Source organism: Dyadobacter sp. SG02 (assembly GCF_900109045.1).
Taxonomy (GTDB): Bacteria; Bacteroidota; Bacteroidia; order Cytophagales; family Spirosomataceae; genus Dyadobacter.
Map to the genome: position 1 here is coordinate 355,857 of NZ_FNYL01000008.1, position 19,808 is coordinate 375,664.

Below are 19,808 nucleotides of genomic sequence, written 5' to 3' on the forward strand. Positions count from 1 at the left end.
CGTTTAGTACCGGGGACGGGAATCGAACCCGTACGGGCGTTTCGGCCCACAGGATTTTAAGTCCTGCGTGTCTACCAGTTCCACCACCCCGGCAAAGCCAGGTACCGGTACCTGTGAAGAGAAAAAAAGCACCGTCTCCGGTGCTTTGCTCTCTCTGAGCGAAAGACGGGGTTCGAACCCGCGACCTCGACCTTGGCAAGGTCGCGCTCTACCAGCTGAGCTACTTTCGCGTATTTTTCATAACCGTTTCCGATTATTGTGGTGCAAATGTAGGGACGTCTGGTATTTGACGCAAGTTTTTAGGAGAAATATTTGATAAAAAAATCTCACAAAAACATTAACAAATTGTAAATCAATCGATCATCACTGAAATTTTTTTTACGCCAAAACCGTTACGGGAGGTGATTTGGGGCATTTCGGATTTGAAATGAGTTCATCCTCCCGAAACAGTTGTATGGTCAGGCCCATTTACCGTCCGTCAGTTTTCGCCTATCCGCTTCATATTTTGCTTACCTTTGCCTCCTTTAACCCGCATAGACTGCGACTCGCCGGGGTGGCCCGGTTCTAGTGAGAGTCCTGCCTGCTCATTCAAAACTAAATTTGCTTGTTCATGTTTTCCAACGAAGTGCTGTTTTTTGGAGGTTTTATCCTGGTGATCAGTGTAATGCTGCTCCTGGACCTGGGTGTTTTCAACAAAAAGGACCATGTGGTCAAGTTTGGCGAAGCGGCAGCCTGGACCGTAGCCTGGATAGCGCTCGCCTTGGCATTTTACCTCGTTATTAATACGCATGGCGACCTGGTGCATGGAATGGACAATTACGGGGAGCTCGAAACTATCAAAAACAAGTATGCGCCGCACCTCCGGCTCATCCCGGGCGATTTTGAGGAAAGCCTCGAACTCTACCGGAAAAACATGTCGCTGGAATTCATTACCGGTTATTTGCTGGAATATGCGCTCTCAGTCGATAATATTTTCGTGATCATCCTGATCTTCTCCTCGTTCGGTGTACGGCCGAAGTACTTTAAAAAGGTGCTTTTCTGGGGCGTTTTAGGGGCGATCATCATGCGTTTTGTCTTCATCTTCGTGGGCTCGGCGCTGATGCAGCGTTTTGAGTGGATTATCTACATTTTCGGCTTGTTGCTGGTTTACCAGGGCGGGAAGATTTTCTTCGAAGGAGGAGAAGAGGAAAAGATCGATCCGGCGAAACACCCGGTTGTGAAGTTTGCTTCCAAATACCTGCCCGTGTTCCCGCGCTATGTGCATGAGCATTTTTTCGTGCTTAAAAAGGGCAAATGGCTTGTTACACCACTTTTTGTAGTGGTACTGATCGTCGAATTTACCGACCTTATTTTCGCGGTCGATTCGGTGCCGGCAGTATTTTCGGTTACCAAAGACCCTTATGTGGTATTCTTCTCCAATATCTTCGCAATTATGGGGCTGCGTTCGATGTTCTTCTTTTTGAGTAACATCATGGGGTTATTCCGCTTCCTTAAATATGGATTGGGCGTTTTGCTGGTCTTCATCGGCGGGAAAATGCTTGCGCATCATTACCTCGAATCGATCGGGTTCAAAACGGTGTATTCTCTGTATGTCATCATTGGTATTTTGGCCGTGAGCATTCTGGCATCGGTGATCGTTCCTGAAAAAAAGGAGGTCGAGGACGAGGTATTATCCAATAGTTAGGCGTCGGGCAGCGTTTTGAGTACCTATGAGCCGGATTCTTAAAGCCTATCTAAAACGACTTACCAATCTTAGTACCCGCAACAAGTCGCTGTTACTCACAAGCTTGTCTGCCGAGCAGTTCCTGGATTTCCACGATACGGATTTCCTGTTGTCGAAGCCGTCTATGGATGTGCTGAGACAGGTGATCCAGGGGGCCAATCGGGTTGCATTATGCGACGTGGCCGATCCGCGTTTCGAGAAGGTCAACGAGACAAGCAAGCGGTTGCGCAAAATCTCACGTACTGAGCGCTTCATCGAAGAGGAAAGGGGCTCGCGTGACCTGTACGTGGGCTACCCGTTCGTGAAAGGGAAGCTGTCGGATGGCACGCCCATCCACGCGCCGCTGCTGTTTTTCCCGGTGACGTTGCGTATGGACCGTGAGCAATGGTGCCTTTTCGAGCGAGACGATAGCAATGTGGCTTTAAATCAGAGCTTCGCACTGGCCTACGGGCATTTCAACGAGGCGAAAATACCCGATGAGGTGCTCGAAAAGTCATTCGAAGACTTTCCAAATGATTTTCTCGAATTCCGGACCCAACTATATGAATGGCTGAAATCCACGCCGTTCAAGATCAATTTCAATCAGCAGTTATTCGAAGATAAACTCGTCGCATTCAGCGGCGAAAAAAGCTCGGAGCTCGTGGCAAATGAGCGTAACGGCGAGCTGAAACTTTATCCGGAAGCTGTGCTCGGTATTTTTCCGCAGGCAGGCTCTTACCTCGTTCCCGACTACAACAGCCTCCTGGATATGGAAGAAGAAGGGGATTTTAAAATTCCCCTCATTGGATTTGCTGACGAAGAAGGCGGGGAGATTGGCGATTTCGAGCCCGAAAATCCCGTTCGTGAAAACCGCCAGGCAAGGGAAGAGGATGTGCTGACGCCGTTTTCGGTCGATGAATCGCAGGAAGAAATTATCCTGGCCGTTAAATCCGGCCGTTCCGTAGTGGTGCAAGGCCCTCCGGGAAGCGGTAAATCGCAGCTGATCTGTAATCTGATCGCGGATTTTACTTCCAAAGGCAAGCGTGTTTTGTTAGTATGTCAAAAACGGGCGGCGCTGGATGTGGTATATCAACGTCTGGCGACGACCGGTATGAAGGATTTTACGGGCCTTATTCACGATTTTAAAAATGACCGATCGGCATTATACAGCCAGATTGCGTCGCAAATAGAGAAAGTAGAAGCATACCGTCAGCAGAATTACAGTCTAGACTCTGTATTTCTGGAAAGGCAATTCACCCAGGAAAGCCGCGCGATCGATAGGACGGTGGAAGAACTGAATGGCTTCCGTTCCGCACTGTTCGACGAAAGTGAATGCGGGGTAAGCATCAAAGAACTTTACCTCACCAGCGATCCCAATGCACCACACGCCGATATGCGGCCCAACTACCGGCAGTTCAGGATCGATACATGGGACGGTTTCAAGCGACATTTGAAAACCTATTCCGATTACGCATTCCTGATCCATTCTGCGCATCCGTGGCGGAAACGGCGGAGTTTCGCTGCATTTGGAATGGCGGAGTTAAGGACGATGGAAAATATGCTGTCGGAATGGCCTGGCGCTTTTGAAAAGCAAACCCGCGTTTTTGAGCAAATAGCATCTGTGCCGTTCGACAAAGCATTTATCCGGAACAGAAAGGAAATTACGGAGCGGTTGAGCGATATTACGGAACTGGTTTCCGAGGAGGCTTCATGGAAACTGGTGAAAAAATACACCGGCTCGCAGACGAATCCGCACGAGCGGCTTGCATTGGTACGGCAGGCGGTGGATGCGATGGAAGGGTTTATAGCCGAAGGGGGCATTGAGGTATCATTATCGGCGCCGCAACTGAATGCATTTGAGGTAATGCTTAAAAAGTCACTCGAAACAAAGCAGTCGGCCGTTTCTGGCTTTTTTTGGGATGTTTTTAGTAAAGAAAAGAAAGAAATAGAGCGGGTAGCGACGGCCAACGACCTGACGGTTTCACTCGAACATCTGATGAGGCTTGACGAGCGCCTTAGAAACCGCAGGCAACTGGAGTCGTGGCTGCAACACGCAAGTCTGGGTTTTGAACCGGCATACATCGATAATTTCTCGGCTGATCGTGCAGGAGCATATCTGGCTTTTTTCAAGTCCGCCGAGCGCGCCGCGGACGCGGTAGCGCGTATGGATACAGGCGTGTGGACGAAGGTATTTCATGAAATTGTCGGAGCGAATGATCGGCTCGACGGATTTTTGGAAATCATTCAAAATCTCGGGCAGTGGCTGCAAGTATGGGATCGCATGGAGAAAGCCATGCTGCCGTATCTCTTGCCTGAGCAGGTTAGTAAGCTGATCGAAGAACCCGCCGGTTATAGCAGCACGCTTTTGGAAGCCTTGCGTGCCGATTTCGACTCCCTGGCCGATATGGATCGCTTGTGGGAGGAAATGACCGAACCGCAGCGGGGCGCGACACGGACAACGCTGGCGAAAGGCGCGGAACTTGACATTAAGAATGTCAACGAGGTGGTTGCCCTCTTCGAAAATAGCATTAAACTGGCCTGGATAGAACATATCGAAAGCAAGTACCCGGCATTGCGATCGGTCACGTCGCTGAAAATGAAACAATGGGAAGACCAGGTACAGGGCAGCATCGCATTGAAACAAAAACTGAGCTCGGATATCACTAGCATTAAACTGCGTGAAGCCACTTACGAGGATGTCGAAAAGAACCGGCTGGGGAATCGTGTGACTTACCGTGAACTTGGGCACCAGGTGACGAAAAAGCGCAAGATCTGGCCGATCCGGAAATTGCTGGAAAACTATGCCGACGAAGTTTTTGCCCTCATTCCTTGCTGGATGGCCTCTCCCGAGGCGGTTTCGGCCATTTTCCCGATGGAAAGCGGGTTGTTCGATCTGGTGATTTTCGATGAGGCTTCACAATGCTATGCCGAGTATAGCTTGCCGGCCGCATTCAGGGGTAAACAATGGGTGGTTACCGGCGATAGCAAGCAGCTTTCCCCGAGCGATCTTTATCGCGTGCGGTTTGACGACAGGACAGAAGATGAGGAATATTCGGCCGCCATCGAAATCGAATCGTTACTGGATCTCGCGGGGCAGTCGCTGGATCATTATCAATTGACGGGCCATTACAGGAGCCTTTCTCTGGACCTCATTGATTTTTCAAATAGAAACTTTTACAAAAAGAGCCTCAAACTCCTGCCCGATTTCAATAAGATCAACGACCGGGAGCCGGGTATCGAGTACATTAAAACTGACGGCATTTGGAGGAGCAATACCAATGCGGTTGAAGTAGAGGAGGTTTTGCGGCTTATCCGTGAGCTTACGGGAAGTGGTAAAAGCATTGGTGTGGTAACCTTCAATTTTTACCAGCAAGCAGCCATTCAGGATGCATTGGAGAAGGAAATCGCATTGCCGGAAGGCCTTTTTGTGAAGAATATCGAAAACGTGCAGGGCGACGAGCGGGACATTATCATTTTCTCGATGGGCTACGCGCCGGATGAGAAAGGACGCATTTCCATGCAGTTCGGTACGCTGAATATGCAGGGCGGGGAGAACCGGCTGAATGTGGCCGTCACGCGCGCGCGGGAGAAGATTTACTTTGTTACCAGCCTTTGGCCTTCACAATTACAAACTGAAAACACGGCCAACGAAGGTCCGAAACTGCTTCGGGCTTATATGGATTACGCATTACAGGTGTCGGAAGGGAAATTCGAGCCGGTGCCGCTTGCTACCGGGCATTTCCGTTCCGACTGGCTGCTGAAAGAGCGCCTGGTGCGGCAAAATCCCGCATTTGAGAAAGAACTTCCTTTTGGCGACATTACGATAAAAGAAGAAGGGGCCTACAAGGGTTTGGTACTTACGGACGATGACCTGTACCATTACAGTAAATCGTCCAAAGAGCCTCACGCTTATCTGCCCCTTCTGTTGCGGTTGAAAAACTGGCCGTTCAGGCGGGTTTATAGCCGCGAATATTGGTCGGGTAACCTTAAAAACGGGTTATTATAGTTCCTTAATGCGGATGTTGCGATAGGAAACTTTGTTGCCGTGGTCTTGCAATGCGATCTTACCTTTTGCAGACGCACCGAAGCCCTGCCAGGTTTTGAACTTGCTGTTGGCAACCAGTTTGTCCCATTCAGCACCCTGAGTAGGGAATTCGACTACTTTTTTACCGTTCAACCAGCTTTCGCCTTTACCACCTTTGATCACGATTTTCGCCTTGTTCCATTCTCCGGCAGGTTTTACAGCAGTGAAATCGGAGGGAGGCAGCATGTCGTACAAAGAGCCTGATTTGTGATTGCCGTCTTTACCGGCTTTGGCATCAGGGTGCTTCACGTCGTCGAGCACCTGGATTTCGGGGCCGGTAGAGTAGGGGCAGCAGTATTTTTTGTCTTCTATGACGTGGTAAATAATCCCGCTGTTACCGCCTTCGGAGATTTTCCATTCCAGTTCGAGTTCGAAATCGCCGTATTCTTTGTCGGTAACGAGGTCTTTACCTCCTTTTTCAGCGAGTACCACTGCACCATCTTCGATTTTCCATTGTGGCAGAACGTTGTCCTGTTGCCAGCTATGCCAGCCTTTCAGGCTTTTGCCGTCGAAAAGGCTAACCCACTTCCCTTTTTGGGCTTCTGCATCATTTGAAAAGGCCAGGGCAGCCAGGGCAAGAACGGATGCTTTTCCGAAAGCCTTCCAATTTGTGAAATTCATGTTTCGCTTGTTAAAGTTTTAGTCCACAATATTAAGTACTTTTTGAGTTTTCAAAGGCATATTTGGATCGAAAGTTGGCGGCTCCTATTTTTGGGAGTAGCTCAAATAATCCTACAACCTATCCACATGGCTTCTATATTTTCAAGAATCGTCGCGGGCGAGATACCCTGCCATAAAATTGCCGAAACAGAGGACTTCCTCGCGTTCCTCGATGCATTCCCCATTGCGAAAGGCCATACGCTCGTCATTCCCAAGAAAGAGGTGGATTACCTGTTCGATCTCGACGACGATTTGTACACCGGTCTGTTCCAATTTGCGAAAAGCATTGTTCCCGCATTGGAAAAAACGGTTCCCTGCCTGCGGATCGGCGTGAGTGTAATAGGCCTGGAAGTGCCGCACGCCCATGTACACCTGCTTCCCCTCAACAGCATGGCTGATGCCGATTTCGGCCAAAAAATAAAAACGTCGCAAGAAGAACTCGCGACGCTGGCTGAAAAGATCAGAAGTAATTTATAAGGCTCAGTAAAACGAAAAGTCTTTTCGCACACCCAGCATAAATCCGTAAGTTTTTCGGAACAAATCGCCGATATCCGCTGCGTAGGCACCTTTTATGGTGAGCCCGCCGAGTACGTCGAGTTTGGACTGCATCATGAGCATTCCGGAGAACTGCCTGGGTGTACCAGCGAATGGGCCGAGATATGTCCCGCTATTCTCCGAGAAGGAAAATTTGCCTAACCATTGAATTTTTCGAAATAATGTGCCCTCCAAACCCAGGTGGAACATCATTACGCGGTTGTTGCTGGTAAAATTATCGGCGTAGTCGGGCCATTTCCATCTCGTCTGCGAAGTGGGCGGGATGAACGGCGTGCCGATAGTCCTGTCGTAATATCCCCATCCATCGCGGACCTGTTGGTTGTTGAAATAGTTGTCGTGCCCCCTTTTCTTCGGGTCTCCTATATCAAAATTATCACCCCCCTGGTTTTTTGTATACAGCATTTCCAGCACGGCCGCATTGATTTCAAAAAGTGCCCCGTAAGAATGCTTGCGTTTGATTCTCGCGCCATATAGCCCATCGTTGAGGGTTGTCAGGTAGAAAAGCGACCCATCCTCGTAAACGAACTGCTTATAAAACAAAATACTGCTTTCGTAAGTCTCGATCTCGATCGCGACGTCTATCGAACCGAGGTGGTTTCCAATCCGGCTGGTGCTGTCGAAATAGGTAATATCGTCGCCGCTACCGCCTAATGCCCCGGTGACTGCATTGATATAGTTCTTAAAGCCCGTAGGCATTTGCAACGACTCGCCGGTGAGTCCCAGGTTTTTTTTGAGTTTTCCACCCCATTGAACCTGGTGATTAAAGCCCCCGTAAAGTTTCAGCGCCGAATGCGGTTTGCCAATACGTAAATAGAATGCCTTTTGGTGTAATTTCAGGTTCTCTGTGATAGGCCTGCTATTTTCAAATAACCCGTCGGAGTAGAATGCATTAAAAGAAAGCCAGCCTTTGGTAAATGGCACGGGGACAAACCGGGTTGTTCCAATATAAATTCGGGGGATCGGCAATGCATTTCCCGACCACGCATAGGAACCTGAGCCGATCGTGGAATCCGCGAGGCCGAGCGCCATCTTTTTGCGGCCTGCATATATTTCCCAGTTTTTGTAACGGATTGTGGCATGTGCCTGGGGCAGCACGAAATTTTTCGTTTGTACAAAATTACCAACCGCTTCCGCGCCCACCCCTATACGGAATTCATTCCTTGTTTTGTTCTGTGATATGGTCCAGTAATGTTCCAGTCCTGCCCGTGCGCTTAGGTTCGGGCCAGTTTTGGGGACGATTCCGTATTGGTTGGATTGGATCCAGAAAGGCGTATACCCATTGGTACTGCCCATTCCCACGAATTCTACGTAATTGGTGGTGGAGTCGGTGTAGATTACAGGTTCCTTGATCTCAGATTGGGAAAAGCCAAGGACGGGCACCGCTAACAATATGAATAAAAGAAATCTCATAACTGTGCCCTCACGCGTTGTCCATAATGTGTATAATAGCCAACAAAAATAAGTATAACTTTTCTATTATCATATTGAACATATACGTCGCTTCATTGCTAATCGGATTAATCCAGGAAGCCGGTTTTGCGTAATCCTATCGATAATCCGTGGGTATTAGGATATAGCGTGCCAATATCCGATGATAATGCCGAATAAACACTGCATCCTTTCAAGATATTTAAGTTTTTTTCAGCACCCAGCCACAGGGACACTTGTTGCCTTACACTTTCAAAAGGCGTGAGAAGCGAACCCGAATTCCGCGTGTAAGTACCGCGGAACGACAATTTCAGGTGCAGCCAGGTAGCGGTTATTCCTGTATGGAACGCCCAGAAGCGATTATTATTGGTAAATTCCGAACTATTGCGGGGTAAATTGCCGTCGGTCGTGGCTGAGGCAGGGGCCAATGGTGTACCGATTCCGGAGCCAAAATAGGACCAGCCTCGTTGATATACGTAGCTATTGTAGTAGTTAGCCCGTTGAAACACGGTAAGTTCGGATATCGGATAGCGATTGATCTGGTTACGCGTTCCGATTACTTCTAAAAGGAAAGAGTGGAATGCAAAATAGGATGAGCCTTTGGGCAGCGGCTTGGTGCGCTTCACGCTCAATCCGTTCAGGCCGTCCTCAAAATTGGTAATCTTGAAAAGCGAGCCGGTTTCGTAGATATTCTGGCGGTAAAGGAAGAAATTCCAATCCTTTCCGTGCCATTCGCCACCGATATCGAAAGTTCCGAAATGGTTGCCTACTTTCCTGTAATCCAGTGTTTTACCGGAAATAGTATACCAATAGGCTTTCAGCATATCCAGTTTGTAGAGCGGCATCACTTCCTTCTCGCCACCCCAGATAGCCTGGTGATTGGCACCGAGGTAAATGCGGTACCGGTGCGATTTGTTGCCGAGGCGTAAATAGAGCTGCTTTTGATGGAGATAGGTATCGGAAACCCGCGGAACGCTGCCATAGTTGATTCCACTGGCACCCAGGTATCCGTCCGAATAGGTGAATTTCAGCGCGACGAAATTATTGGTGAAGTAAAGCGGGAGGTAGTCGGGTATCGAAACCTGCACCCGCGGGTACGGTCTTGCATTGCCCGCCATTGCCAGAGAACCCGATGAAAGTGTCGTGTCGACGAGCCCGGCAGTCATTCGTTTCTGACCGGCCAGAATCTCCACTTTACCGATTTTCACCGCGGCATACAAGTCGGAGAGGAAACCGTTCGGAGACTTTCCATAACTGGCGATTCCCTGAACACCGGCACTCCATTGCACCAGCCGGGGATTATGGGGATTGTACACCTTGTATATTCCCGCATCGACAATCCCGAAATTGCCGTTCAGGGGGATACTTCCATATTGATTGGCATGTTCCCAAAAAGGAGTCTGGGCCGTTGCTCCGGCTGCCATTACCGATGCCTTATAGTATACTGTGGAGTCCTGGGCCTGTAATTCGAAGACGATGAGTAATAGATAAAGGATCGGGCAAACGCGTATTAGGGTAAATGGAAACGACATTTAGTAAAAGAGGAATAGTTCAGCCGTGTATGTAAAAGCTTAAAGTTACCAGATAAACCCGGATTTCCTCCAACTGACCATTACTGCCATGTTTTGTGTATACAGTTGACCAAAATCGGAGGCCAGGCTTAAACCGAAAATATCATTTTTCTTATTCAAAAGTGGTGCTTCGACCCTGAACAGCAGGGACGTCTGGTTTGCTTTCGGTCGGATGGGATTATCGTACGTACCCGAATTTTGTGAAAAACTTCCTTTTAGCAGAAAATTTACCTTTTTCCACGAGGCCTCGGCGCCCAGGTGATAGGCGACGACCAGGTTGTTAGCAGTGTAAAGTGTCTCGTTTGTATAGAGATTATCCCGCGTCATTGTCTGCGGGGCGATCATCGGAGTTCCGAGGCTTCTTCCGCGATACGACCAACCCTGGTTATAGACGTAGTGATTGAAATAATTATCCTTCCCGAAAATTCCGTTGAAATAATCGAAAATATTGCCGCCCTGGTTTTTGGTATAGAGAAATTCAAATACCAGGGTGTTAAAGCGGAATGCCGGAACTATTTCGCTTTTTTGCTTTCTTTTAAACCGCAACCCGGTCAAACCGTCGGATACGGTCGACAGGTTGCTGAGCGAGCCGTCTTCGTAAATCGTTTGGCGGTACAGAAAAATGTCCCAACGTTTTCCCTTCCACTCCGCGGCTACGTCGATCGTTCCGAAATGGTTTCCTACGCGGCTATGGCTCCACGGCTTACCAAAGATGACATACTCATATGCCTTGGCCCTTTTGAGCCCACCGGTAAAAATTTTATCCTCGCCGCCCCACATGGCCTGATGATTGAAACCCCCAAACAGATTCAGGCGATGCGTGCGCTTACCCAGTTTCAGGTACAGGGATTTTTGGTGAAGGTAAACTTCGGGAACGCTGGTAACATTGCCGTAATGCACGGCCGCCGAGCCAAGAAGGCCATCAGAATACGAAAACTTGAAGGAAAAAATATCGTTGCCAGGAATGAGGCTTACAAAATTGGGTGTCGAAAGCTGGATCTTGGGGTAGGGGCGAAAATTGGGCGACAAGGCAATCGGCCCCATTGTGAGCAGGCTGTCGCCCAGGCCCATAAATTCCTTTCGTTGGCCCACACTGAGTTCCACGGGCCCGACTTTGCCCGCTACGAATAGATCGGTAAAGAAAGCATTGGTTTTTTTACCCGCGTAGCCTACGAGTTCTGCTCCCCCCGACCATTGGAAGAAACGGGGGTTATTTTTGTTGTAAGTCCGGTGAAAACTGGCCGCTCCTTGCACAAATGAGCCCTTTTCAGGGAGGGTCGCATGCTGATTGGCATACAACCAGAGTGGAACGCCAGCCGTAGAGCCCGCCGCGTTTATTCCGGCGGAATAGAAAAAGGTGGAATCCTGTGAGTAGCTTTCAGCGCAAAGTGCTGCCGATAACAGCAGCACGTAAAAGAATTTCCGCATTCCACGACTATTAAGAATTTACGAGGTGCCAGAGGAATTACCTGCCTTTCTTCCCAAAAATAACGACGGCTGTCAGAAGTATGATTTTCAATTCCAGGGCCAGGTTCCAGTTCTTGATATAATAAAGGTCATACATCAGCTTGTGACGCGCATCGTAAACGCCTGCTCCGTACGAGTACATTACCTGCGCGTAACCGGTGATACCTGGTTTGATATTGTGGCGAAGGTTGTAGTAAGGGATGATTTCGTCAAATGTTTCGGTGAACACGGGACGCTCCGGCCGCGGGCCGATCAGCGACAGATCGCGTCTGAAAATGTTAATGATCTGCGGCAGTTCGTCGATACGTGTGAGGCGCATGAAGGAGCCATACGAGAATATCCGTGAATCGTTCTTTTTCGAGAATGACGCTCCGTTTTGTTCTGCATCAAGCCTCATCGACCTGAATTTAATACAGTTGAATGGCTTGTTGTCCATACCTACACGCTCCTGGAAGTAGAATACCGGACCCGGGGATTCGAATTTGATCCGGAAATAGCTGAGGATCCAGATCGGGAAAGTGAGCAGGAAGAGTATGATTGAAATCGTGATGTCGATGATTTTCTTGGGATAACGAACTCTTCTGCCGAAGGTGGGGACTGTCAGAAGATTAGGATTGATTTCGGAGACGTCGTCAGGGATATATACTTTTTTGAGGTCTCTTTCGCAGAAATCGTAAACGGTGGTGATACGTATCGATTTGTTTTTTCTGACAACCAGTTCGTAGATTACGCGGTTACGACGGTCATACTGCGGATTGGTAACCAGGTGTATTTTTTCAAATCTGTCGAGTAGTGGCCTAACGGTGTGATTCAGAAGATAATCATCGTTGTCTGAATGTGGGATCAGGATAATCTCCCTGTATCTTTTAAGGAGCAGAGCCAGATCATGCTTTTGAAGGAAGTAGTCGTAGCTGGTTACAATCAGGACTTCTTCTGAAACGGCATTTTTGCTTAGAAGCCGGTGAATGTACTTGCGGTCAGATACGTAAGTGTTGCCCATATGTGTGTATTTTATGAACTAGAAAATAGTGTGATTGTAGAATATAAGCGTGTTAGAGCTACAAGTTTAGGAATAAACTTTTGAAATATGAAATTATAAACATGGTCAAATCAAATATAATTTTTGGCAGAGAAGGGCTTTTGCGCTAAAAATTAATATTTGGCGGAGAAGGGATGAAACTACTACCGGCAAATATAGGGAAGGATTTGGCACAAAATATTATTTTACTGTAAAGAATTTTTTCCATTTTTTGTCTACTTCCGGCGCTTTCAAATGATTTGACCGATTTATCACATTTCCGATAATGGGCACCTCGCCTTATGTGCCCGCAAGGTGAAGTTCAGGTTATCGACTTGTAGAGTGACAGGTACATCCGGTACATGGCACCTACCGTAAAATATTGTTCGTACGATTTTCTCGCTTCCGTTTTTGCATTCGCCAACTCGGCAGGATGGTTGGCATAATGCAGAATCTGGTCCGAAAAATCGCTGGCTGTATTCGCTAATGCTCTGCCGTTTAATCCATTAAGTACTTCTCCGATCCCGCCCACATCAGATGCGATTACGGGCACGGAATAGCACAACGCTTCGAGTATGGACATCGGCATTCCCTCGTAATTGGAAGGAAGCATGAACAGATCAGCGTATTTCAGGAGACGGTGTGCGTCTTCCGCTTCACCGAGGCAATAGGCATTCGGCGGGAGGTCCGCCATTTCGTCTTTGTTGCCAATCCAGAAAAAATGAATGTCGTGACCTTTCAGCAATTCGGCTACTTCGCAAAAAAGTTCGAATTTTTTCTGCGGTGAAATCCGCGCGATGCACATTACTTTGAAACCTGATTTCGAACGGATCAACTCGGCTAGCCTGCGGTAACTTTCGCTTTGACTCTCCGGAATATCGGTCGAGTAATCGGTAATGCCGTTGTATATGTACGAGACGTTTTTTTTGATCCCTTCGCTCAACAGGTTCTGGTAATCATATTTACTTACTCCAACAATATGTTTCGCCCTGATCTGGAGCAGGCGCTCCAAATGCAGAAATTTCCGGAATGCAACACGGATGGAATCGAAGCCGTGGACGGTGTAAACAATCTTTTTCCGTGGAAATGCCAGACGACCCAGAATCCCGATTTTGGATGAATGCAGGTGAACGACATCGGGTTTGAAGATCTGGTAAAGGCGGCGCAGCTCGTTTACCACCTTATGCTCTTTGGAAAGACTGATAGACCGCTGCAAAGGATTGATCTTCCATTGCGCCACTTCCGACGGGAGTACTTTCCAAAGCTCGCCATCCTCCGAGGACGCTACCATTACCTCATGACCATCGTTGATCGACTCCCGTGCCAGATTGATCACCACGGATTGAGCGCCACCGAGTTCAGCAAGCGTGATGACATGTAATATTTTCATAATCTCAATAACAACTCCTAACGAACCGTTTCCCAGCGCATCGCCACGTTACTGGCCCTCGGCGATGATGTTTATAGTCAAAGGTAAGTTTTTTACGATACTGATCCGCCGGTGAAACGTAAACTGTACATTATGACTACCCAATGGCGAGGCTGATTTAAAATCCGGTAAATGGGCGAATTTTTCTTATTGCAGTACGCTGCGCCATTGCTCGATGATGCCACCTAGTTCGAGATTTTCAATGTTTTTAGATTTGTGGTTTCGCATGCGCGTGCGGAGGTCGCCGTCCTGCATGAGGGCAGCCAGCGATTGGGTCATTTTGTTGACGTTACCTGCTTCTACCAAAATACCATTTTGCCCGTTCTCAATAAGCTCGGCCGGCCCGGTGTCGCAGTCGAAAGAGACGATCGGCAGATGAAATGCCAATGCTTCCAGCAATACCATCGGCAAGCCTTCGAAACGTGAGCTCAGGCAGAATATGGCTGCTTTTTCAAAATAGGAAAAAACCGCTTTCGTGGCGCCTACCAATTCAACCGAATCGTGAATGCCGAGTGCTGTCATCTTATTTTCGAGCGTGGGCTTGTCTTCCCCGTCGCCGATGATGAGTAATTTCCATTCTTTCCGAAGCTCCGCGGGTAGACCGGCCCAGGCGTCCATCAGCATGTCGTAACCTTTCTGGAATGTAAGCCTGCCGACGGAAATGACCGTTTTGGAAGGATTTTCATTCACTTTTTGCTCTTCGAGGAACATCGGGTTCGGAATGTGTACTAATTGCGCATGGTGGTACCAACCTCCCTCTTTCCAGAACTGTATATCGCGGGCCGTGAGCGTCACGATCCTGTCCGCAAAGCAAAGCGCCACCTGCCGCGCGAACGACCTGGCTGCCAGGCCGAGGTTCACTTTAAAATTGAAATGCTCCCACACTACATGCCGGATACCGGTAAAAGCGAGCGACGGCACCGAATAGGTAGCCATGATCGATTCAACGGTAACAAATGTGTCGATATGATTGCTGTTGACGAATTGCCGGATCTTGTGTTGGGAATAAAGGATTTTCCGGACGCCTTTCAGATGGTCGATATGCAGACTGGTAACCTTCACATCCGGCTCGAAAGGAAAGAAAATCTTTTCCGGATCGCCGTATAGGCCCAACACATGGACATTGTAATTTCTTTTGGAGAGCTCATTGATAATGACCGAAGCTACGCGCTCTGTTCCACCAATCGCCGAAATATTATAAATGAAAAAGACAATATTAGGCATACGATTTCGGTCCGGTGACCACTTGGAGCACCATGTACAGGATTTTGGCTATCACATAAGATACTGTCAGAAATAGGAGGGCCCAAAAGCACGTATTACCAAACAGCAAAAGGTCGTCGATAAGGCGCGTTATGCAGCTGATCAGTACCACCATGAACAGGAACCAGTAATAGTTCATATTCATGCCGTTGAGGTTTTTAAACATATTACGCAAATAGCCTACGATTAAGCCGACGACCAGCGCATATGCAATGCCACCCCACAGACCAAAGAAGTGATAGGCCAAATAGTTGTACCGTCCGTTTGCACCGGAGGTCCGGCGGCCGGTATAATATGCAAACACGTCCACCCCGATCACCTCGGGCGGCGTAATATCGAAACCGAGGTTTTTCAGGATTGTCCCCCAGCCAGGATAAAAGGCATATTTTAAGAATGAGGTTTCCTGGATGCTGTCCATGACTTCGTCGAAGTACCCTAGTAGGAAAATATCGCCGCTGGCCATCAACCGCAAGCCCACCTGCTGAATCGCCGAGGACGCGTTGGCCCCCACCGAAATCATCACGATTGCGACAGGAAAGCTCGCCAATGCAATTATAAGCGGCAAGGAGAGTTTGACCGTTTTCATTTTACCCTGGACAACCATCGGGTACGTGATCAGAAAGTAAAGGGTGAAAAAGACTATAATAGCGGCTTTCGACCCGGTAGTGGCAATATCAATGAACAACACGAAGCAGATAAACAACTCGAAGAGGTTGAACTTTTTCTTGAGATAGATGAGCTTGTAGTAGAGCGTCATGATCACCAATGTCCGGTAAGACACCAGGAATGCGCGGATAATTCCGTGATCTTCGTAGGCAGAAACGTGGTTTTCCTCGGTATTAAGAAGTACGATACCGACCGTTTTTAAATTGATTATTTCAATCAGAACATAAGCGATACAAACCACGAAAAGAAACAAATCGAATTCGCTGATACCCCGGGCCTGGACGTCTACCTTATTCGTTTTGCCACCGAGCTTAATAACGGGGATATAATGTGCGATCGTAAGTCCGATAAGCAATGCCATTTCGGTCCCCAAAAATGACCAGCCGTAAACGGGTTTAAGGGTATTGTCGGAGTAGAGAAAGTAAACGCAAAACGCCCCGCCAGTCATGTTGATGACTGTAACGAACATGGGGTCGAAGATACCCCAGTAGATTTTTCGGTACAGGACCAGATACAGGCCCAGGATTGCCGCAAAAATGGCTCCGAAATAGAGCCAGTTATCCAGAATCGATCTTACAAAAAGCTCATTTCCCACCTATCAAGCTGTTTTTAAAATTCGCAACCTTCACCCGCAACCAGAAGTAAGAGCCAACCGCACCGCCCAGATTATTATAAACAATGCCGACGATGTCCTTCTTATGTTCCTGATCAACATTTGTCGAGCTCATTCCCAGGTCGTTGTATATTGAAATCAGTTTGGGCATATAAGTAAAACGCGGCCCGAAGCGGCCGAATAGCTCCACGTTATAAACATGGTCGGCAGCCAGTTTGTAATGTAAGTTATATTTCTTTTCCTTATAAACGGACTTGGGGTAGAAAATGGCCTGATGCGAAATGTTCCGCAGGCAGATGTTCCATTTGCTCGCCTTGCCTGTATAAAGCCGGTTCCTTTTTTTGAGATAAGTATTTCCGTAGTAGATGTTGTCGGCCTCTGTAAACTGGGCGGCTACTTCTTCGATGATCGTCGGCGAAGCCAGCACATCGTCGCAGCCGAGGAAATAAGCCCAGTCACCCGTTGCGAGATCAAGTCCCCTGTTCATGGCGTCATATATCCCGCGGTCGGCCTCGCTTTTCCAGAGGGCGATCTCATGCTCGTATTTCCGGATGATATCCAGTGTCCCATCGGTCGAAAGGCCGTCCAGAATGATGTACTCAATATTGCCGTAACTTTGGTTGACGACACTTTTAATGGCACTTTCCAGGTCCTTTTCGCCGTTCCTTACAACTGTGATAATCGAGATTTTGGGATACTGCATAACTTAGATTTGGCGGCAACTTTCTACTTCCCTTACAAAGTTGTCGCGATATTTTGTAATCGTGAAATTTTGGAAAACATGCTCCCGTCCACGTTCGGCTATGCCCGTGTACAGGGAACGATCATTGAGTAACCTTTCCAGTTGAACGGCAAGACTATGCTCGTCGGACCGGAACAGCAGGCCTGTCTGCTCGTGCCGGACGATCTCGCTGGTACCGGCCGAATCGAAAGCTACCACCGGGACACCATACATCATCCCTTCGATGGTTACGCGCCCCAGCGCCTCGTTGGGCGAGCACATGAGCAGCACGTCGAGGCGGCGGTAAATGCTTTGAATGTCTTTGGTAAACCCCGTGAACTGAATATGTTCGCCTATTCCCTGCTCCTTTATATAGGCTGCAATTTCCTCATAATAAGTTGGATCGCCAATTTCGCCTACAATTTCCAATTTTATGGCAACGCCTTTTTTAACGAGTGCATTCACCGCTTTTACGGCTGTCATCTGGCCTTTGGCTGGGTCGATGATGCCTACGATGCCCGTCAAAGGCGTTTCTCCCGGCGTGCGGGCGGGGTTCGCCGGAAGTTCATCAACGAGCCCGTTGTAGATTACCACGTGCGGCGCGGTAACGCCCGCTTCGATAACCCTTTTTTGGGCAATGCTTTTTGAAATGCAAATAATGCGTGCCGCTTTGTTGGCAAAAAACCGGAACGACGATTTACCAAAGTTGTATTTTAAATGGTAATCCTCGTATACGAACTCGCGGATATGCCACAGGTGCTTGCGGCCCGAAAAGAGCGCAACGAGCGCACCGAAGAAGATCACCGACGAGTTGGTGTGAATCAGGTCGATTCGCCTTCTGATAACCAGTGACGCAATGTACAATGCAGTCAGGATATTGAATATGAACCTCTTAATGCTGTGAAACCATTGCGGGTTTCGTGGGATTTTATGGATGTCGTTGGCAAATGTAACGACCTTGTACTCAATGCCGTTGTTGGCCAGCTCTTTTACAAAGTCGCCGTCTTCCAGGCATATTACCCACCAGTCGATCTGGTCGCGGGTGGCGATGAGTAATGTTAAAAGGGACCTGTTCGCACCGTAAAGTGTGCCGTAATGGCTGAATGACAATATTTTGGGCTTCTTATCGGTCCTCATGACTTACTTTTCAAATGGCTCAGCTTTTTGACATAAGGTTCAATCAGAGGGAAGTTGAAAATACCGGTTACCAATCCCATAATGCAAAGTTTGACACCCAGCGAAATAATCAGCATGGAAGGCCCGGGAGCCCAATCCTTCGACATGTTCGCTTCGGCCAGGTAGGCGAGTGTCAGAACGATTACCGAAGGGATCTGCCGCGCAAGCAATGCGTAAAGTTTGAGCACACTCTGTTGCAATACCTTGTTGATCAGCACGTAAAATATGACCACGAAGTTAAGGTAAAAGGCGATGACCAGCAGAATGGCAGTTTGCTCCAATGATTTGAAATACAAAACACCAAACAGGATCGACAGGATCATAATAGCGCCGCAGAGAAGCCCGGAAGTAAACAGGAGATCAGTACGTCCGGCCGCCTGGTAAATAGAACCGCTGCTCGACATGATCATTTGAATCCAGATGGAAATGCTCAATATCCTGAGAATGGGCACTACTTCCATCCATTTTTCACCCAGGAATATGTAGATGAGCTCCGATGAGGAGAAATAAATGAATATCGATATCGGCAAGCCCAGAATGGCCAGTATTTTCACTATTTTGATATACTCCTGAAAAATAACCGCTTTGTCGTGCTGGTATTTGGCCAATATCGGGTGGATCACTGGCGTGATCACGTGTGTGAGGTTCGATACCGGGTACATCATCAGCTGGTAGGCCTGGTTGTAAAGGCCCAGACCCGCATTGCCGATAAACTTGCCGACCAATATGTTGTCCAGGTTGCGCGAAAAGTAGTTGATACAGTTGAATGCGAACTGGTAGGAAGAATATTTGGCGATTCCCCGGATGCCGGAGAACGAAATGCCCGGCTGGATCTTTAATCCGGATTTGATGAAATACATCAGAAAGACGAGCACGCTGAAGGCAATCGAACGCCATACAATGGAGTAGAAACTGAAATCCTGGTAGGCCAGTACGATAGCCAGCGAACCCGTCAGAAATGCGCTCCCGACGTCTATAAACCCGATGGTTTTAAACGCCTGAGCCTTAATGAGCATGTTTTTGGGAACGATCGACAGGGCACTGAAAAATACCTGGATAGCGAGTAATTGGCTGATTGGTACATAAACCGGGTCGTCGTAAAACGATGCGATGGCGAAAGAAAGCAGTGCGAATGCGACTGCTAGCGCCACGCTGAGCAGCACGCTGACCTTGAATATGTCGGAAAAGTCTTTGTTGGTAAAGTCTTGTTTCTGAATGATGGCCGAGCCCAGCCCGATGTCACTCAGGATATTGAAGAATGTGATGAAAACCGTTACAACCCCAACAATTCCGAACTCGGCGGGGGAAAGCAATCTGGCCAGTACCGAGTTTACGACCAGCCCCAGTAATATTCCGCTGTACTTCGTGATAAATACGATGATCGCCCCTTTCTTGATTTCCTGCTGAACTTTCATTGACCAGTTATATTTGAAGAAGTTTCAGATTGGTGGCAAT

General features: G+C 48.2%; 14 protein-coding genes and 2 tRNA genes. 3 read left to right on the plus strand and 13 right to left on the minus strand.

The window, feature by feature from the left end; genetic code table 11:
* Positions 1–7 precede the first annotated feature (7 nt).
* Together BMW93_RS20675 and BMW93_RS20680 are read right to left on the minus strand one after the other, a co-directional pair.
* A tRNA-Leu gene (locus BMW93_RS20675) sits at positions 8–93 on the minus strand.
* Between the two features lie 64 nt (positions 94–157).
* Positions 158–230 (minus strand) — tRNA-Gly (locus BMW93_RS20680).
* 380 nt (positions 231–610) lie between these two features.
* On the opposite strand from BMW93_RS20680, the gene BMW93_RS20685 reads away from it, so the two are divergent.
* Together BMW93_RS20685 and BMW93_RS20690 are read left to right on the plus strand one after the other, a co-directional pair.
* On the plus strand, positions 611–1,684 hold the full coding sequence (locus BMW93_RS20685) for a TerC/Alx family metal homeostasis membrane protein (protein WP_090380698.1): 1,074 nt from the start codon (positions 611–613) through the stop codon (positions 1,682–1,684).
* Positions 1,685–1,709: 25 nt separating this feature from the next.
* A complete protein-coding gene (locus tag BMW93_RS20690; RefSeq protein WP_090380702.1) occupies positions 1,710–5,708 on the plus strand; it encodes an AAA domain-containing protein in 3,999 nt (1,332 codons plus the stop codon).
* Here the strand turns inward: BMW93_RS20690 and BMW93_RS20695 are convergent.
* Positions 5,703–6,407, minus strand: a complete 705-nt coding sequence (locus BMW93_RS20695) for a DUF1080 domain-containing protein (protein ID WP_090380705.1) — start codon at positions 6,405–6,407, stop codon at positions 5,703–5,705. The genes BMW93_RS20690 and BMW93_RS20695 overlap by 6 nt on opposite strands.
* Before the next feature lie 126 nt (positions 6,408–6,533).
* On the opposite strand from BMW93_RS20695, the gene BMW93_RS20700 reads away from it, so the two are divergent.
* Positions 6,534–6,923, plus strand: coding sequence for an HIT family protein (locus BMW93_RS20700; RefSeq protein WP_090380708.1), 390 nt, complete (start codon positions 6,534–6,536; stop codon positions 6,921–6,923).
* A gap of 3 nt (positions 6,924–6,926) precedes the next feature.
* Here BMW93_RS20700 and BMW93_RS20705 read toward each other — a convergent pair whose 3' ends face one another.
* The 10 genes from BMW93_RS20705 to BMW93_RS20750 all read right to left on the minus strand — a co-directional run bounded on the left by BMW93_RS20705 (position 6,927) and on the right by BMW93_RS20750 (position 19,768).
* Positions 6,927–8,411, minus strand: a complete 1,485-nt coding sequence (locus BMW93_RS20705; protein ID WP_229240621.1) for a capsule assembly Wzi family protein — start codon at positions 8,409–8,411, stop codon at positions 6,927–6,929.
* Positions 8,412–8,518: 107 nt separating this feature from the next.
* Entirely contained in the window at positions 8,519–9,853 is a 1,335-nt protein-coding gene (locus tag BMW93_RS20710; protein ID WP_090380711.1) for a capsule assembly Wzi family protein, read from the minus strand.
* Positions 9,854–10,006: 153 nt separating this feature from the next.
* The gene (locus tag BMW93_RS20715) at positions 10,007–11,428 is read right to left on the minus strand and encodes a capsule assembly Wzi family protein (protein WP_090380713.1); all 1,422 of its coding nucleotides are present in this window, start codon (positions 11,426–11,428) and stop codon (positions 10,007–10,009) included.
* Positions 11,429–11,465: 37 nt separating this feature from the next.
* Positions 11,466–12,467, minus strand: a complete 1,002-nt coding sequence (locus tag BMW93_RS20720) for a sugar transferase (protein ID WP_090380716.1) — start codon at positions 12,465–12,467, stop codon at positions 11,466–11,468.
* 340 nt (positions 12,468–12,807) lie between these two features.
* Entirely contained in the window at positions 12,808–13,875 is a 1,068-nt protein-coding gene (locus BMW93_RS20725) for a glycosyltransferase (protein WP_090380719.1), read from the minus strand.
* 186 nt (positions 13,876–14,061) lie between these two features.
* Positions 14,062–15,138, minus strand: a complete 1,077-nt coding sequence (locus tag BMW93_RS20730; protein ID WP_090380722.1) for a glycosyltransferase family 4 protein — start codon at positions 15,136–15,138, stop codon at positions 14,062–14,064.
* Positions 15,131–16,438, minus strand: coding sequence for a hypothetical protein (locus BMW93_RS20735; protein WP_090380726.1), 1,308 nt, complete (start codon positions 16,436–16,438; stop codon positions 15,131–15,133). The genes BMW93_RS20730 and BMW93_RS20735 overlap by 8 nt, the downstream gene beginning before the upstream one ends.
* The gene (locus BMW93_RS20740; RefSeq protein WP_090380729.1) at positions 16,428–17,159 is read right to left on the minus strand and encodes a glycosyltransferase family 2 protein; all 732 of its coding nucleotides are present in this window, start codon (positions 17,157–17,159) and stop codon (positions 16,428–16,430) included. The genes BMW93_RS20735 and BMW93_RS20740 overlap by 11 nt, the downstream gene beginning before the upstream one ends.
* 3 nt (positions 17,160–17,162) lie before the next feature.
* Positions 17,163–18,314 carry a glycosyltransferase family 4 protein gene (locus BMW93_RS20745; protein WP_090380732.1) on the minus strand — a complete coding sequence of 384 codons (1,152 nt, stop codon included), beginning with the start codon at positions 18,312–18,314 and terminating at the stop codon, positions 17,163–17,165.
* Complete coding sequence (locus BMW93_RS20750) at positions 18,311–19,768, minus strand: lipopolysaccharide biosynthesis protein (RefSeq protein ID WP_090380735.1); 1,458 nt, start codon at positions 19,766–19,768, stop codon at positions 18,311–18,313. Before BMW93_RS20750 ends, BMW93_RS20745 begins: the two co-directional genes overlap by 4 nt.
* Positions 19,769–19,808: the final 40 nt, after the last annotated feature.